The sequence below is a fragment of the Suipraeoptans intestinalis genome (assembly GCF_009696485.1).
GTDB classification, from domain to species: Bacteria; Bacillota; Clostridia; order Lachnospirales; family Lachnospiraceae; genus Suipraeoptans; species Suipraeoptans intestinalis.
Map to the genome: position 1 here is coordinate 2,187,705 of NZ_VULY01000018.1, position 16,086 is coordinate 2,203,790.

General features: G+C 49.6%; 15 protein-coding genes. 14 read left to right on the forward strand and 1 reads right to left on the reverse strand.

Translation table 11 applies throughout. The features are described 5' to 3' along the window. Positions 1-6 precede the first annotated feature (6 nt). The 8 genes from FYJ34_RS10900 to FYJ34_RS10935 all read left to right on the forward strand — a co-directional run bounded on the left by FYJ34_RS10900 (position 7) and on the right by FYJ34_RS10935 (position 6,793). Positions 7-273: a hypothetical protein gene (locus tag FYJ34_RS10900; protein ID WP_154478560.1), complete on the forward strand. Its 267-nt coding sequence runs from the start codon at positions 7-9 to the stop codon at positions 271-273. A gap of 125 nt (positions 274-398) precedes the next feature. Continuing rightward, complete coding sequence (locus FYJ34_RS10905; RefSeq protein WP_154478562.1) at positions 399-1,121, forward strand: AzlC family ABC transporter permease; 723 nt, start codon at positions 399-401, stop codon at positions 1,119-1,121. Further along, the gene (locus tag FYJ34_RS10910) at positions 1,118-1,444 is read left to right on the forward strand and encodes a branched-chain amino acid transporter permease (protein WP_154478564.1); all 327 of its coding nucleotides are present in this window, start codon (positions 1,118-1,120) and stop codon (positions 1,442-1,444) included. The genes FYJ34_RS10905 and FYJ34_RS10910 overlap by 4 nt, the downstream gene beginning before the upstream one ends. Before the next feature lie 124 nt (positions 1,445-1,568). Next, positions 1,569-2,834, forward strand: a complete 1,266-nt coding sequence (locus FYJ34_RS10915) for an SPFH domain-containing protein (protein WP_154478566.1) — start codon at positions 1,569-1,571, stop codon at positions 2,832-2,834. Positions 2,835-2,836: 2 nt separating this feature from the next. After that, positions 2,837-3,991 carry a TFIIB-type zinc ribbon-containing protein gene (locus FYJ34_RS10920; protein ID WP_154478568.1) on the forward strand — a complete coding sequence of 385 codons (1,155 nt, stop codon included), beginning with the start codon at positions 2,837-2,839 and terminating at the stop codon, positions 3,989-3,991. Between the two features lie 12 nt (positions 3,992-4,003). Further along, entirely contained in the window at positions 4,004-4,807 is an 804-nt protein-coding gene (locus FYJ34_RS10925; RefSeq protein WP_154478570.1) for a TPM domain-containing protein, read from the forward strand. Between the two features lie 238 nt (positions 4,808-5,045). After that, positions 5,046-6,437, forward strand: coding sequence for an aminopeptidase (locus tag FYJ34_RS10930; RefSeq protein ID WP_154478572.1), 1,392 nt, complete (start codon positions 5,046-5,048; stop codon positions 6,435-6,437). 11 nt (positions 6,438-6,448) lie between these two features. After that, a complete protein-coding gene (locus FYJ34_RS10935; protein ID WP_154478574.1) occupies positions 6,449-6,793 on the forward strand; it encodes a cupin domain-containing protein in 345 nt (114 codons plus the stop codon). A gap of 220 nt (positions 6,794-7,013) precedes the next feature. On the opposite strand, the gene FYJ34_RS10940 is transcribed toward FYJ34_RS10935, so the two are convergent. Further along, on the reverse strand, positions 7,014-8,111 hold the full coding sequence (locus tag FYJ34_RS10940; protein WP_154478576.1) for a pyridoxal phosphate-dependent aminotransferase: 1,098 nt from the start codon (positions 8,109-8,111) through the stop codon (positions 7,014-7,016). A gap of 129 nt (positions 8,112-8,240) precedes the next feature. Here FYJ34_RS10940 and FYJ34_RS10945 point away from each other — a divergent pair, with 129 nt between their 5' ends. From FYJ34_RS10945 to FYJ34_RS10970, 6 genes are all read left to right on the forward strand, one after another. Next, on the forward strand, positions 8,241-11,531 hold the full coding sequence (locus FYJ34_RS10945; protein ID WP_154478578.1) for a DUF5717 family protein: 3,291 nt from the start codon (positions 8,241-8,243) through the stop codon (positions 11,529-11,531). A 15-nt stretch (positions 11,532-11,546) separates the two neighbouring features. Continuing rightward, positions 11,547-12,830 carry a DUF5716 family protein gene (locus FYJ34_RS10950; RefSeq protein WP_330582588.1) on the forward strand — a complete coding sequence of 428 codons (1,284 nt, stop codon included), beginning with the start codon at positions 11,547-11,549 and terminating at the stop codon, positions 12,828-12,830. Then, entirely contained in the window at positions 12,805-13,587 is a 783-nt protein-coding gene (locus FYJ34_RS10955; RefSeq protein ID WP_154478580.1) for a hypothetical protein, read from the forward strand. The genes FYJ34_RS10950 and FYJ34_RS10955 overlap by 26 nt, the downstream gene beginning before the upstream one ends. A 101-nt stretch (positions 13,588-13,688) precedes the next feature. Continuing rightward, positions 13,689-14,510 carry an amino acid ABC transporter substrate-binding protein gene (locus FYJ34_RS10960; RefSeq protein ID WP_154478582.1) on the forward strand — a complete coding sequence of 274 codons (822 nt, stop codon included), beginning with the start codon at positions 13,689-13,691 and terminating at the stop codon, positions 14,508-14,510. Between the two features lie 72 nt (positions 14,511-14,582). After that, entirely contained in the window at positions 14,583-15,233 is a 651-nt protein-coding gene (locus tag FYJ34_RS10965; protein WP_154478584.1) for an amino acid ABC transporter permease, read from the forward strand. A gap of 11 nt (positions 15,234-15,244) precedes the next feature. Then, entirely contained in the window at positions 15,245-15,934 is a 690-nt protein-coding gene (locus tag FYJ34_RS10970) for an amino acid ABC transporter ATP-binding protein (protein ID WP_154478586.1), read from the forward strand. Positions 15,935-16,086 lie beyond the last annotated feature (152 nt).

Here is a 16,086-nt window from a genome sequence, read left to right on the forward strand (position 1 = left end):
AAGAGTATGGGAAAAGTAATGCTTTCAAAAACAGAGTCGCTTTTTATGCATAACAGGTTGAAAGAACGATTGGCTGCCCGGGGGATTGCTTTTGAAGAGGAGGCAGCTGTCGGGGCAGGGATCAAGGAAATGATAAAGAACATTCTTGTGTTTCAAAGGCCGAGCAGCGGTGTTCGAAGAAGCGAATCTCCGGGAACATACACCCTTTGGATCGAGGAAGAAGACAGTGAGAAGGCAAGGCTCATAAAAGAAGAGCTGGAGAAAGCCTTATAGAATTTACGAGAATTTCAGGGATGCTTTTCTTGAGGGAAGCATCCCTTTCCTGTAAAAAAAGTCAGGTTGAAATTCCGTCCGAATCAAAGTAAAATGAGGGGAACAGAAGAAAGGAAGACAAGTTGATGCAAAGACACAAAGACATAAAAAAAGCATTTCTGGCAGCATTTCCCCATACGGTCCCGATCCTGGCGGGCTTTCTGTTCCTGGGGCTGTCCTATGGGATCTACATGAATGCTTCCGGATTTTCCTTTTGGTATCCCATGCTGATGAGTATGCTGATATTTGCAGGGTCCATGGAATTTGTGGCTGTCAGTATACTGTTAGGCGGGTTTCATCCTCTGCAGACTTTCCTTCTTACGATTGTGATCAATGCAAGGCATCTGTTTTACGGCCTGTCTATGCTGGATCGGTACAGAGGGCATGGCAGGAAAGATCTCTACCTGATCTTTGGGATGTGTGATGAAACCTTTTCCATTAATTATACGGCAGATATACCGGAGGGAGTGGATCCAGGATGGTTTATGACGTTTGTGACGCTCCTGAATCATTTTTACTGGGTGCTGGGAGCTACGCTGGGAGGCCTTTTGGGAGGACTTCTGCACATCAATACCAAGGGGATCGAATTTGTGATGACGGCGATGTTCGTTGTTATTTTTCTGGAGCAGTGGAGAAAAGAAAAAAGCCATGAAAGCGGCGTGCTGGGGCTGGGAATCTCCCTTCTGTGTCTTTTGGTATTTGGAAGAGACCATTTTATCATTCCGTCGATGGTGGGGATCCTGGTGGTGTTAAGCGGGATGCGGATCTATACACGGCAGAGGGAAAAAGGAAGGGAGGAAGTTGTATGACGGTGGGACAGCAGATGATCCTGATCGGCCTGATCGTACTGGGAACGGTTCTGACGCGGTTTTTTCCCTTTCTGCTATTTCCCGGAGGGAAGGAAACGCCAAAGTATATCGTCTATCTGGGTAAAGTGCTTCCTATGGCGGTATTTGGCCTTCTGGTAGTGTATTCTGTAAAACAGGTACACATACTTCAAAGACCGTATGGGATTCCGGAGGCTCTTGGGATTTTGGCGGTCATAGCCCTGCATTGCTGGAAAAAACAGATGCTTTTGTCCATTGGAGGAGGAACGGTGTTTTATATGTTGCTGGTGCAGCTGGTCTTTTAGCCGGAGGAAACATCCGGGAGGGAACAGTACAGAAAACACAGGGAAGAAATCAGATTTTACGGAGAAGATGGCGGCGCAAGCCGCAGGAGATAACGCTTGCAAAAAGCAGGAAAGGAGATAGGATATGGGATTGATCAAAGCAGGATTCGGTGCGGCAGGAGGAACCTTGGCAGATCAGTGGAAGGAGTTTTTCTATTGTGACGCTCTGGAGGGGGACGTGCTGGCGGTACGAGGAGAAAAAAGAGTCGGAGGCCGTTCCTCCAACAAAAAAGGGAACGACAACGTGATCTCTAATGGTTCAGGGATCGCAGTGGCAGACGGCCAGTGCATGATGATCGTGGAGCAGGGAAAAGTGGTGGAGGTCTGTGCAGAGCCGGGAGAATACACCTACGACACTTCCACAGAACCCAGCATTTTTACGGGAAGTCTGGGAGAAAGCATCAAGGAGGTTTTCCGGACGATAGGAAAACGGTTTACCTTTGGGGGAGATACGGGAAAGGATCAGAGAGTTTACTATTTTAATACCAAGGAGATTATGGACAATAAATTTGGGACAGCCAATCCCTTTTTGTTCCGGGTGGTGGATAAAAATGTAGGGCTGGACCGGGATGTATCGGTGCGCTGCAATGGGATCTATTCCTACCGGATCACCAATCCGCTGCTGTTTTATACCAATGTGTGCGGAAATGTAGAAAATATATATGAAAGAGAAGAGATAGACGGGCAGTTAAAGACGGAGTTTGTCAGCGCACTGCAGCCGGCTTTTGCCAAGCTGTCTCTGTTAGAACTGCGGCCCAGCCAGATTCCGGCACATTCTGCGGAACTGGAACAGGCTATGAATGAAGTGCTGACGAAAAAATGGTCGGAGCAAAGAGGGATTACGGTAGTGTCGGTAGCCATGAATCCCATCACACTGAAAGAGGAAGACCTTCAGAAGATCCAGCAGGCACAGGACAGTGCGATCCTGAGGGATCCCACCATGCTGGCAGCAACGCTGGGCGGAGCGCAGGCAGAGGCAATGAAAGCGGCGGCAGCCAATCCCAACGGAGCCATGATGGGATTTATGGGAATGAACATGGCGGGAAATGCCACAGGGACCAATGTGCAGAATCTCTTTGAAATGGGGGAACAAAGGCAGGCACAGCAGATGGGGGCAGGAACTTTTGCTTCGGGACAGCAGATGCAGACAGGACAGGTGCAGCAGTGGTTCTGCCCATCCTGCAAAACGGCCAACGAAGGAAAGTTTTGCTGTAATTGTGGCACAAAAAAGCCGGAAGGAAGCGCAGGCTACCGATGTGATAAGTGTGGATGGCAGCCACAGGCAGGACAGAATCCGCCGAAATTTTGTCCGGAATGTGGAGATCCGTTTCGCGAGGAGGATAAGATCTGAACATGACAGGTACAGTGGAATATAAATGTCCCGCGTGCGGGGGCGCCATGGAGTTTGACAGCGCTACCCAGAAGATGAAATGCCCCTTTTGTGGGACGGAACTGGAAGTAGAGGAATTTCTCAGACTGCAGGAGCAGGAGGAGGCGAAGCGCGCAGAAACGTCAGGGGTATCAGAACTGTCTGAGCCTGCGGAGGTGAAAGCGGGGGAAAGCGCCCAAAAGCCGGAGGAGCAGAAATCCTGGGAATCCGAAAAAGAGGGATGGTCCCCGGAAGAAGCGGAACAGATCTGCGTTTATATCTGTCAGTCCTGCGGAGGAGAGATCGTGGCAGAAGCGACCACAGGCGCCATGTCCTGTCCGTTTTGCGGCAACCATGTGACCGTTCGCGGGAAATTTGAACAGGATGCAAAACCGGATTACGTCATTCCCTTCAAGAAAAACAAACAGGAGGCAAAAGCGGCTTACCGGAAGCATTTGGAAAGAAAGCCTTTTTTGCCCAAGGTGTTTTCCAAAGAAAATCACATAGATGAGATCAGAGGGCTTTATGTGCCCTTTTGGATTTTTGATACACAGGCGGAGGGCGATATTTCCTACGAAGGAGAGAAGATCCGGAAGTGGAGGATCGGAGATATCGAGTATACGGAACATGAGCTGTACCAGATACAAAGAAGCGGAAGAATAGAATTCAGGCACATTCCAGCAGATGCTTCCAGAAAAATGGAAGACACCCTGATGGAATCCATTGAGCCTTACGAGTTTTCCGAGGCGGTGCCGTTTGAACTGGCGTACCTGGCAGGCTACGTGGCAGACCGTTACGACGTGGAAAGAAAAGAGTGTGAAAAGCGGGCGAAGGAAAGGGTAAAAGCCAGCGTAGAAAGAGAATTTGCGGCTACGGTGGAAGGGTATCTGGCGGTCAGCTGTACCGACAGCAGGCTGGATGTCTCCAAGGGAAGATACTGGTACACCCTGTATCCGGTCTGGATGCTGAATACCACCTGGAAGGGCAAACAATATACCTTTGCCATGAATGGGCAGACCGGGAAGTTTGTAGGAGATCTTCCCATGGATAAGAAGGCATTTTGGATGTTTGTCCTTCCCTGTGGACTGATACTGAGCGTGGTGATCTATGCCATCGTATGGCTGTTGTCCATGTTGTAGGAGGGAAAACGCATGAAAAAAAGAAGAAGACTTCTTGCGGTGGGGATTTTGTTTCTGGCAGTGCTGGCCGGATGGGCGACCGGCGGGGAAGCGTCGGGACATCCGTCAGAAAGAATCCTGGATCAGGCAGACCTTTTGACGGACCGGGAGGAGAGCAGGCTGTCACAGCTTCTGGACAGGTACAGTCAAGAGAATCAATGTGATATTGTGGCGGCTACGGTGGATTCCCTGGGAAACAAGACGGCGCAGGAGGCGGCGGACGATCTGTTTGATGAAAAGGGATATGGCACAGGAACGGAAAGAGACGGGATTCTCTTACTGGTCAGCATGGAGCGCCGGGACTGGGCCATCAGCACCTCCGGATTTGCCATGCAGGCGTTCTCCTTGGACGGGCAGACGTATATCATGGATCAGGTAAAGCCTCTTCTTGGGGAAGAAGAGTATTTCCAGGCATTTCAGACATATGCAAACCTGTCTGCGGAGCTTGTGGAACAGGCAAGGGAAGGGAATCCTTACGGAGAGGGAAAGAGCTCCGGAAAGCCGGTTCCTCTCTACTGGATCCCGGTGAGTATAATCCTGGGAATGGGACTGGCATGGGTATTTGGAAGAATCAGAGCCTCTGCATTAAAATCTGTCACAGGAGAGAAGCTGGCAGCCAGGTACATCGTTCCAAAGAGCTTCCATCTGACGGTCAGACAGGATCAGCTGATCCGAAAATTTGTTACCACCAGAAGAATAGAAAAAAGCGGGTCGGGAAGCGGAGCGCACACAAGCTCTTCCGGCAGAACCCATGGCGGTTCCAGCGGAAAATTTTAGGAGGAAAGCTGTACGCATACAAAAAGAAGGAGGCATCAGGCGTCCTTCTTTTTGTATAAGAATCCATGGGGAATTTCCCTGAAAAATCCGAAAGGATCCGTTGCCGAAAGAAGGGCAAAAGCCTGTAGAAAAAGAAGGAAACAGAGGGAAACCGGGAGCTGACTCATATTGAACCGGGAAAAAAATTGTGCTATATTGGAGACAGCAAAACTATATCAATTTGACGGAGGACAACAAAATGGAACGTAAAAATGTCTGGAAAGAGTATACCAAAGAGCAGCTGGACCAAGTGGAAGCTATGGCAGTGCGCTACAAGACCTGTCTGGATCTGGGGAAGACAGAAAGGGAATGTGTAAAAATCTCCATAGACATGGCGAAAGAGAGAGGATATGTAGACCTGAACGAATGTATTGCGCAGGGAAAGACTCTGAAAGCCGGAGATAAGGTGTATGCATCCTGGATGGGTAAGGCGGTAGCCTTCTTCCATATCGGAGAAAGACCGTTGGAAGAGGGGATGAACATCCTGGGAGCCCACATTGATTCTCCCAGGATCGACCTGAAGCAGAATCCGCTGTACGAAGATTCGGAGCTGGCTTTTCTGGACACACACTATTATGGCGGTATCAAAAAATACCACTGGGTAGCCATGCCGCTGGCACTTCACGGAGTAGTGGCAAAGAAGGACGGGACGGTTCAGGAAGTGGTGATCGGAGAAAGGGAGGAAGATCCGGTTCTGGTCATTACAGACCTGCTGATCCATCTGTCACAGGAGCAGATGGAGAAGAAGGCAAGTGTCGTGATCGAGGGAGAAAACCTGGATGTGCTGGTAGGAAGCAGACCTTTGACGGGAGAGGAAAAGAAAGAAGGAGAAGAGGTAAAAGAAGCGATCCTCAAATTCCTGAAGGACACCTATGACATAGAAGAAGAGGACTTTCTGTCTGCAGAGCTGGAACTGGTTCCGGCAGGAAAGGCAAGAGACTGCGGACTGGATCGGAGCATGGTCATGGGATATGGGCAGGATGACAGGGTATGTGCCTTCACCTCCCTGTTTGCCATGCTGGAAGCAGACGCTCTGAAGCGGACGGGCTGCTGCCTTCTGGTAGACAAGGAAGAAATCGGAAGTATGGGAGCAAGCGGGATGCAGTCCAGATTTTTCGAGGATATGGTGGAGGAAGTGGCTCTGTTGACAGGAAACGGCAATACGGTTGCGGCGAGAAGAACTCTGCGGAATTCTTTCATGCTGTCTTCGGATGTAAGCGCCGCCTTTGATCCTTTGTATGCCAGTGCTTTTGAAAAGAAGAATACGGCGTTCTTTGGGAAAGGAATGGTGCTGAACAAATACACAGGTGTTCGAGGCAAGGCAGGAAGCAGTGATGCCAATGCAGAATACATTGCAAAGATCCGCAAAGTGTTTGCGGACAGGCAGATCGCTTTCCAGACGGCAGAGCTGGGAAGAGTCGATCTGGGCGGCGGCGGTACCATTGCCTATATCATGGCGAATTACGGAATGAACGTAATCGACAGCGGAGTGGCTGTTCTGGCCATGCATGCACCCTATGAGATCAGCAGCAAGGCAGATATTTACGAGACCTGTCGGGGATATAAGGCCTTTTTGGAAGAGATGGAATAGGGGGAAGCGTGATGACGAAAGCAGGAGAAAGAGAAGTAGTGCGGGCAGAGCATGTCAACGGAGGAGCCGGATACATCCTAAAGGAAGCTCTCCTGAATCAGGAGGAGATGGGAGCGCACTGCCGGATGTTCAGCAAGGTTGTTATCCCGCCGGGAGGCGAGCTTGGATGTCATGAGCATGTGGGAGAGACGGAAACCTACTATATTTTGTCCGGACAGGGCGTTTACACCGACAACGGAACGGAGCTGACGGCAGAAGCGGGAGATGTTTTCTTCTGTAAGGATGGAGACAGCCACGGTCTGAGAAATACGGGAACAGAGGACATTGCCTTTGTGGCAGTGATCCTGAAAAAGTAGCGTAGAAGCAAAGACAGAATACAAAGACAGGATACAGATACAAAGAGGATCCACAAACAGCCAGAGAGACAGCTGACGGGATCCTCTTTTGGTGTCACAGACAAAAAGAAACCACCTGCCTAGTCGGTGCCCCTGATTTCGACAGAAACGAGCCAGAGCGCAGGCTTGCCCAAGACCCCGGCGACTGCAGGGGGACCGGAATGCCTGTGCAGTTCGGTGATCAGGCATATTGGGCAAACAGTCTTTGAAAAAATTCCAGCAGCCGCTGATCTTCCTGTGGCAGGCGGTAGCAGAAGCGGACATATTCTCCCTTTAGCCCTGCAAAAGAAGAGCAGTCCCGGATCAGAAATCCTTCCCGGATGGCGGCCTCAAAGACCTGCGGGGAAGTCGGGCCGCGCAGGATCTGCACCAGCTGGAAGTTGGCAAAGGAAGGATATAGTTTCAGAGCGGGAATGGTAGACAGCGCTTTCTGGCAGCGCAGGCGTTCCTGCCGGATCAGTTCCTTCGTCTGTTGGATGTAGTCGGTATCCTGAAACAGCCGTTCTCCGGCAAAGGCTGCGATGCTGTTTAGGCTCCAGGGATTCTGAAGCTTCTGCAGATGGGCCAGGAAGTGCCGACTGCCGGTGACGCCGTAGCCCAGACGCAGGCCGGGTGCGGCGAAAAACTTGGAAACACCCCGGATGACCATCAGGTTGTCATAGCGCGTTGTCAGAGAAACAGAGGAAATGTTGTCCGCAGGGGCGAACTCCACATAGGTTTCATCGATCATCACATAGATGTTTCTGGCTTTGCAGAAGCGTATGATCTCTTCCATCTCGTCCAGGCAGATGGCGGAGGAGGTGGGATTGTTGGGGTTACAAAGGATCAGAAGGGAGATGGTTTCATCCAGCGCCTGAAGAAAATGAGGAAGATTCAGGCGAAAATCATCCTCTCTGCGAAGGAAATAAGAAACCTTGCCGCAGCCGTTCAGGGAAAGCTCCCGTTCGTATTCCGAATAGGACGGAGAAAGGAGCAATGCCCTTTTCCGGGCGTACAGTCGGATAAACAAAGAGATCAGCTCTGTAGATCCGTTGCCGATGGCGACGGAAGAGGGGGAAACATCCAGATACTGCCCGATGGCCTCTTTCAGAGCCGTATAATTCCGGTCCGGGTATCTGGTGACAACATCCAGATGAGCTGCCAGCTCCTGACGGACGGCAGGGGAAAATCCCAGAGGATTTACGTTGTCGGCAAAGGGAAGGATGGACTCGGGAGGGATCCGGTAAAAAGCGGATATTTCTTCCAGATCACTTCCGTGAAAGGTGGTTGTTTTTGTCATATATAGGGTCCTCCTGTCATTGTGTTCAAGATTTTGTGTCTATTCCATTGCTATTTTCCTTAGAGTGATGATATAATTTATTATAATTATGCGTGTAGAAAAAAGCAATGGAAGAAGCAGGTGTGAAAGTTGAAGAATAAGATTCAAAAATTTTCAAAAGGGGATTTTCAGGAATCCAGGACACAGGTGGTGCTGGATGAGACCAATCTGGTTTTGATCATCGGAGAGGGAGAAGTCTATCGGGGGAGTTTTACAATCCGGACCAATGGAAAGGGAACGGTAAGAGGGCTGGTCTATCCCTCTTCTTTTCGCGTCAGTTTCAAGGACCAGGGATTTGAAGGCAATCCGGCCAGGGTCGAGTTTACCTACGACGGAAGAGGACTGCGCCCCGGACATGTGGAGGAAGGAAAGTTTACGGTGGTCTGCAATGGAGGAGAGCTGGATCTGGCCTTTACGGCGATCATCGAAAAGCCTTATGTGATGACCTCCTACGGCAAAGTCCAGAGTACGGATGATTTTCGGAAACTTGCCATTAAGGATTTTTCGGAAGCGGTGCGGCTTTTCCGCTCCAGAGAATTTTATGAGATCTTAAAATACGAAAACGAACGGATTTTTCACCTGTATGACAATATGAGAAAATGGTCCCTGGGAGAACAGGCGATGGAGGAGTTTCTGGTGGGGATCAAGCAGAAGGAGTGTATCTTCCTGACCATGCAGGGAGACGGGATGCTGTTTGAAGACATCCAGGAGCCTACCAAGGGGACACTGACTCTGATGAAGAATACCTGGGGATTCATGCCGGTCAGGATCGAGACGGAAGGGGAGTTTCTACGGGTTTCCCGCACGCAGTTAAGTACCGATGATTTTGTAGGAAATGTGTACGAGGTAGAATATGTGGTGCGTCCGGAAAAGCTGCACGGAGGCCGGAACTTTGGCATGCTGAAGTTTGTCACGCCCTACGAGGAGCTGACCTACCAGGTGGAAGTGCTTCAGAATCAGGAATATCATGACGATCATGGGATCGCGGAGCTTTTGAAGGCGCAGATCCTGAAAGAATATATCGGATATGTTGCAGGCAGAAATGAACTGGGACGATGGGTGGACAGCGCCACGGAAAAGATGACGGCGCTGCGAAAGATAGACCCTCTGAATGAAATGTACCAGCTGATGCAGGCGCATGTGTACCTGTTCGGCAACAAGGTGGAGGAAGCAAAGTGGATCCTTGAGAATTATAACTACAACCGTTTTGCCATCGGAAAGGATCCGGTCACCAATTGCTACTATCTGTTTTTGACGGCGATGGTCAGGGGAAAGGGCAATCATGTGGAGCGGGTGCTGGACGAGATCGGGAAGACCTACATGAAGCATCAGGATTCCTGGTTTTTGCTGTTTATGATCATGAAGCTGGATCCCCGCTACAAAAACCCGTACAAACGGATCGAAGTGCTGGAACAGCAGTTTCAGTATGGAATCAACGAAGCGTTGTTTCTGCTGGAATCCTACCTGTGCTACCAGGAGAAGCCGATCCTGCTGAAAAAACTGGGACGGTTTGAGATCCAGGTACTGAATTTTGCGTCCAAATACCGGCTGATGACCAGGGAACTGGCGCTGTATGTGGCCAATTTTGCCAGCCAGCAGAAGCAGTACAGTGACGAGATGTTCCGGATCCTGGAGCGTATCTACAAAATGTACAGTGAGCCGATGATCTTAAACACCATCAGCACCTTCCTGATGAAGGGAGATAAAAAAGAGCAGAGGTATTTTGGCTGGTATCAGAAAGCGGTGGAGGCGAAGCTGAAGATCGCAAGGCTGTATGAATATTACATGATGACGATCCGGGAAGATGTGGTAAGAGGGCCTCTTCCCAAGGAGATCCTCCTTTACTTTATGCACGGGAATTCCCTGGACTACAGAAAGGCGGCTCTTTTATATACCAACCTGGTGACCTACGAGGAACAGGCGGGAGATTTGTACCTGGCTTACCGGGAGCAGATGGTGGCTTTTACCTGGGAGCAGTTGGAGAAGCGTCATATCACAGAATCCCTTCGGGTTTTGTATAAGCGCTTTTGCCGGGAGGAAGAGATGACGCCGGAGAGGATGGAGGCGATGCGGGATATCTGCTATTCCTACGAGATCACTACCAGGGTGCCCAATATGAAGTGCGTGCTGGTGATCGAAAAGGACGGAAGCATCCGACAGCGGATCCCCTATACGGAAGAGGGAACCATCGTCCGCTTGTACGACAAGGAGTCCAGAGTGGTGTGGGAGTCGGTGGAAGGCCGCTATTACACAGACTCGGTGGCTTATGAGACGAAACGCCTCTTTTATGAACCGAGGTTTCTGGAAATGTGCCGCAACTATGAGGGCGGCACAGGGGCGTGGAAACAGGAGCAGAAAAAAGAAGAGCCTACGTTTGAGAACATTCATCAGAAAGGACTGGATGCCTTCGATGAAAAGGATGTATTTATCCTCTGCAGCAAACGGATCCGGGAAGACAACTACGAAGAAGATGACTTCCTGAGCCATCTTTGTTTTGAACTGTTTAAGCGGGGACAGTACGATAAAGTCACCCTCACCTACCTGGCAAGTTACTACTGCGGAGCAACTTCGGACATGAAGCGTCTGTGGAAGGCTCTGAAGGAGTATGAAGTGCCTGCCCATAAGGTGGGAGAACGGATCATTACCCAGATGGTCTTTTCGGAAAACCTGTTCGGGGAAGAAAAGATCTTTGAGGATTATTATCTGACGGATATGGTATATTTCCGATTAAAGCAGGCGTACCTGGCCTATGTTGCTAGAGAATACATTTTGTACGAGAGAGAACTGGAAGAAAGCGTGTTCCAGATCATTGGGAACGAGTGCGAGAAAAAGGAAGATCTGCCGGATGTATGCAAAATTGCCCTTCTGAAGTTCTACGCCGGAAAAAGCTGTTCCTCCGACATGGAGGCGGTGCTGCACCAGGCGCTGCGGGAGATGTGTGAAAAGCAGATCGTATTCCCCTTTTACTTTCAGTACCGGGAAGAGTGGCTGCGGGAGGTGCTGTTGTACGATAAGGTGCTGCTGTCCTACCGGGGCAGACCGGGCAGCAGCGTGGTGCTGTATCACAAGAGCAAGGAGGCCGGGAAGGAAGAGCTGGGCTATCGGTCAGAAGCCATGATCTCTGCCTACGAAAACATCTATGTAAAACGGTTTGTATTGTTCCAGGACGAGGCGGTGCATTACTACATACAGGAAACGGACGGAGATCAGATCCTCACCACGGATAAGCATGTTTTGACGGGAGAGGCCAACCGTACCGTTTCCGGAAAATACGGAAGACTGAACCAGATGACAGAAATGGAAGGCGGAAATCTGCTGAGAGCCATGCAGGCGTATGCGGAAGAGGAAGAGATGGCAAAGAAGCTGTTCCATAAATACTAAAAAGGAGGATGTGCGGTGAGAAAGGGCGGTATTCTTGGCTATGACTTAAACGATAAGTATTGCCAGATCAGCTATTATGACGAATCAAAGGAAGAACCACAGACACTGGAATCCTCCGGAGAAAACTACCAGATCCCCATGATGATCGGATATGTGCGGGAGCACTGGGTCTATGGCAGGGAAGCGAAAAAGTACAGCGTTATCAATGAAGGTCATATCGTATCGGGAATTTTTGAGAAGGCGGTCAAGCGGGAAAAGGTTATGATCGGCGGAAAGAGCTTTGACGGAGTGTGGCTGTTGGCCAGATTCATCCGACTGAGCCTGCAGGAATTTGACTCCATCGATTTCATCACATTTTCCGTTCCCTATACGGATATCGACATGTCCAAAATGCTAAAAGGCATCGGACAGCATATTGGCGTGGAGAAGGATAGGATCTTTATAGAAGACTATAAGGAAAGCTATTGCAACTATATGTTTTATCAGCCAAAGGAGCTGTGGCAGTACGAATCGGCTCTGTTTTACTGCGATGCAAGAGAGATCCGCGCCTACATGCTGAGAAAGCTGAACGCCATCAGCGGAAGAGGAAACGACAGATTCGTGACGGTGGATGAGGTGGCAAATGCCAGGATCCAGGAGTTGTCGGCTATCTACCCGGTTTTAAATGTGGACCGGGCAAAGGATGCAGACGAAAAGTTTAAGGGGTTTATCGAAAATATTTTTGAGAAAAAGGTGGTTTCTTCCGTGTATCTTACGGGGGAAGGATTTGAAAACAGCTGGTATCCCAATTCTTTGAAGATTCTTTGCAACGGAAGGCGGGCATTTATCGGGAATAACCTGTACAGCAAGGGCGCCTGCTATCACTCCATGAAGAAACTGAGAGGATATGAGGAGGGGCCGATCTATCTGGATGAATCCAAGATGGCGGAGCAGATCTGTCTCCGGATGCGGGTGAGAGGACAGGAAAGATGGTATCCCATCGTAGCATGGGGAACCCACTGGTACGAAGCGGACGGCGAATGGGAAGTTCTTTTGGAGGATGCTTCGGACATTGAGATCCGTGTGGAGACGCTGGCAGGCAGCGAGGTGCAGATGGAGCGGGTATCCCTGTCGGGACTGCCTTCCAGAAGGGACTACTCTTTGAGGCTTCGGATCGAAGTGATGTTTTTGGATGAGAGGACCTGCAAGATCATCTTCCGGGATGCGGGGTTTGGAGAATTCTTCCCCGCCACGGATTTTTATGCAGAGAAGCTGTTGAATTTAGGAGGGATCAATGGGCAGTTTAATTCTATGTCATAGGCAAAAAGCAAAGCAACCATATGAGATCGCCAGGGTCCATGTACGGGTCTATACCATAGAGGAACTTTGCTATTACATCTGCAACAACCTGTATCTCATTGATTATACCCTGATGAATCGAAGGCTTTGCAGATGGTTTGAAACAGAACTGGGACTTTTGGAGCTGGCAAAAAAGCTGCGGGAAGCGCTGGATGAAAACTGTTCGCTGGAACAGTTTGTGATGATGATCCTGAAAGAATCCTGCATTTATCTTCCGGCTGATCTGAACCGGATCCAGGGGATCCTGGAGCATCTGCAGTCCCAGAAGGAAGTGGAAAGGGCCAAGCACAAGGCGGACAGCCTTTGGGAAGGCGGAGAATACGAGGCTTCGATCCTGGTGTATCAGACCATTGTGGATGGCGAATGGGATGATTCTCTGGATAAGAGCTTTTACGGAAAAGTGTACGCCTGCCTGGGGGCGGCTTACGGCAGGCTGTTTTTGTACAAAGAAGCAATCCGTATGTATGAAGAGGCCTGCAGGCTGTGTGAAGAACCGGAATTTTTAAAAGCATACCTGTATTGCTGTAAAAGAGGGCGGTCCGAGGCGGAGTATGTCAAGATGCTTTCGGGCAATCCGGCATTTTTAAGCCTGGACTCTGTCCTGAAAGAGGAATTAAAGCAGATTTCGGTGGAAAGTGAACCGGTCTGCACACAGGAGCAGTTGACACTCTGGAAAAAAGACTACAAAAAGGTTGACAATCATTCCGAAGCGTGTTAGTATGACAAAGTAATTTAGCAAGGTAAAGTAGTCAATTATTAGCAAGGTAGCATAATGACGAAACGAAAGCATACCGACGGAACAGATTTGGAGGAATGGTTATGAAGAGGAAACTGGCAGTTGTATTGGCACTGACGATGGCGGCAGCAGTGGTATTGGCAGGCTGCGGCAGCAATAAGAAAGAAACAAAGAAGGAAAGCAAGGCAGAATTTGCAGCCAAGGAAAAAGGGGATACCTTTACAGTAGGGTTCGATCAGGATTTCCCGCCTATGGGCTTTGTGGGGGATGATGGGGAATATACAGGATTTGACCTGGAGGTGGCAAAGGCTGTGTGTGAAAAACTGGGCCTGAAATTTGTACCCAAGCCTATTGCCTGGGATGCAAAGGATGCAGAGCTGAAATCCGGCGGGATCGACTGTGTATGGAACGGATTTACCATCAATGGAAGAGAAGACGATTATACCTGGAGCAAGCCGTATCTGAATAACAAGCAGGTGTTTGTGGTCAGGAAGGACTCCGGGATCAAGACGGAGAAGGATCTGGCAGGGAAGGTGGTAGACGTACAGACGGACTCTTCTGCCCAGGTAGCGCTGGAAGACAACAAAGAACTGACAGACACCTTTGGAAATCTGCAGGTGGTTGCGGATTATAATACCGGCTTTATGGATCTGGAATCCGGCGCAGTGGATGCGGTTGCCATGGATATTGTGGTGGCGGCTTACCAGATTGAAAAAAGAGAAGCAGAGTTTGAAATTCTGGATTACGAGATCGCTTCCGAGGAGTACGGAGTGGGATTTGCAAAAGGAAATGAAGCCCTGCGTGACCAGATCCAGAAGGCGCTGGAAGAGCTGGCAGATGAAGGGACACTGGCACAGATCTCCGAAAAGTGGTTCCAGAAAGATATTACAACGATCAATCAATAAGCTTAGGGGAAGCGAAACAGGTGAGCTGTCCGAAAGATGGCTCGCCTTTCGTTTCGTAGGAAGGAGTAAGTTATGTCCGTTTCAGTCATGATTCATAAATTGATGGAGGGCATGCTGGTGTCGCTGGCAATCTTTGCCGTTACACTGGTGTTTTCTTTGCCGCTGGGACTTTTGGTGTCCTTTGGAAGGATGTCCAGAAATCCGGTGGTCCGGGGTGTATTTAAAATTTATATTTCCATTATGCGGGGAACGCCTCTGATGCTCCAGCTGATGGTCATTTATTTTGGACCCTACTATCTGCTGGGGATCCAAAACAGCTACACCTGGAAAAACATGGCGGTGGCAGTGGGCTTTGTGCTGAACTATGCAGCATATTTTGCGGAGATCTACCGGGGCGGGATCGAATCGATGCCAAAGGGACAGTATGAGGCGGCAAAGATCCTGGGCTATAACAGCAGCCAGACATTTCTTCGGATCATTCTTCCCCAGGTAATGAAAAGGATCCTTCCTTCCATCACAAACGAAACGATCACGCTGGTCAAGGACACCTCTTTGGCCTTTACCATCGGCATCATGGAGATGTTCACCATTGCCAAGGCACTGGCAGCGTCCCAGACCACCATGCTTCCGTATCTGTTTGCAGGGATCTTCTATTATGTGTTTAATTTTGTAGTAGCATTCCTGATGGAAACCATCGAAAAGAAAATGAACTATTACAGTTAGGGGGGAATCAGATGAACTTATTGGAAATGCGTCATATCAGAAAAAGCTTTGACGGTGTGGAAGTGTTGAAAGATATCTCCCTGACGGTGAAGGAGGGAGAGGTATTGGGGATCATCGGACCCTCCGGCTCCGGGAAATCCACGCTGCTTCGCTGCGCGACAAAGCTGGAGACTTACGACGCCGGAGAAGTGACATACGGAGGAAGCGTGGGCCTGGTCTTCCAGAATTTTAATCTTTTTCCACATTTTTCAGTGCTGAAGAATATCATGGATGCACCTATACGGGTACAGAAGAGGAACCGGGCGGAGGTAAAACAGGAGGCGGAGGAGCTTCTGGAAAAAATGGGTCTGAAAGACAAGGCGAACGCCTATCCTTGCCAGCTGTCAGGCGGACAGCAGCAGAGGGTATCTATCGCGCGGGCTTTGGCTATGAAGCCGGACATCCTGTTTTTTGACGAGCCGACTTCTGCTTTGGATCCGGAGCTGACAGGCGAGATCCTGAAGGTGATCCGGCAGCTGGCGCAGGAGAAGATGACCATGGTGATCGTGACGCATGAGATGGATTTTGCAAAACATGTTTCGGATCACATTATTTTCATGGAAGAAGGATATATTGCCCTGGAAGGAAGCCCGGAGGAGGTTTTTGAGTCTTCTAATGCCAGGATTCAGGAGTTTTTAGGGAGGTTTTCCAAGAACCGGTAGAGGACAGGAAATTTTTCTCGGAGAAGCAGGATCAGAAAGGCGTGTCGCAAAAGCGGCTGCCGATTCAAATACATGGGACAAAACTAATAAGTGATGAAAATAAATTAGGTATACTAATAAATAATCACAATAGAAATAATAATCAAATACAA